General features: G+C 60.1%; 1 protein-coding gene and 1 pseudogene. One reads left to right on the forward strand and one right to left on the reverse strand.

Translation table 11 applies throughout. From position 1 onward, the window contains the following. Positions 1-444: pseudogene (locus C7C56_RS17230) on the reverse strand (DUF1631 family protein); the annotation flags it as partial. Positions 445-678: 234 nt separating this feature from the next. On the opposite strand from C7C56_RS17230, the gene C7C56_RS17235 reads away from it, so the two are divergent. After that, positions 679-860: hypothetical protein (locus C7C56_RS17235; RefSeq protein ID WP_146204526.1), on the forward strand; the 182-nt coding region annotated here is incomplete at its 3' end.

Raw genomic sequence — 860 nt, forward strand, 5'->3', positions numbered from 1 at the left:
AAGGTTCAGCGTGGCGATCTGGTCGGCGTAGCGCATCTCGAACGGGCGGCACAACGCGTCGAACGCGACCCGGTTGTCCATCTCCTCGAACGGCACCAGTGCGAGCGCGCCGTCGAAGACGTTGAGCTGGCGCGCGAGCGGGGCCAATTGCTTGAACTCCTTGCGCAGCAGGCGCTCGAGGACGGTCGTTTGCAGGTGGAAGAACGCGTAATTATTATCTTTAAGCAACTTTCCCGACTTGACGCGCAAAAACACGATGCGCGCGTCGATCTTGGTCATGTCGGTCGGGTCGAGCAGGGCCCCGAGCAGGCGGGTGCCGACCGCGAGCAGGTGCTCGCCGGCGTGTTTGGTGACGATCCCGACCAGGTTTTCGATCGTCTCCTGCCGCGAGACGTTCTCTGCTGCCTTGGTCGCTGTCTGGCTTGCTTGCGTGGTGGGAGACATTCCTGATTTGCCGGTTGGTTTGCGGAATTGCCCAAACCCAATTATGAACCAAAATTGCCAAAAGGCAATATCATATTGACGATCAGAGGCCTTTTTCTTGATCTACTCGTCGCTTTGCGATCACATCGGCGGCCGCCGCGCCCAATTCTAACTTGTTGATATTACGCAAGTATTCACAAGGCAATTTCCTTAACATGGTCAAGCCGCCATCCCGGCCCACACCAAGGAAAGCCCATGTTAACGCTCCGCCAGCTCGACATCAACACCAAGCTCTACGGTGCCTTCGCCGTGCTGCTGTGCTTCAGCGCCATTGTATCCATTTGGCAACTAACCGAGCTAGCGCAGCTGCACGCGCTCGCCGGTGGCGGCGCGGCGGGCGGCGCGGCGGGCGGCGCGCCCGAGGCCGGCGCGCAGGC

Origin of the sequence: Massilia glaciei (assembly GCF_003011895.2) — a bacterium.
In the GTDB taxonomy this organism is placed as follows: Bacteria; Pseudomonadota; Gammaproteobacteria; order Burkholderiales; family Burkholderiaceae_D; genus Telluria_A; species Telluria_A glaciei.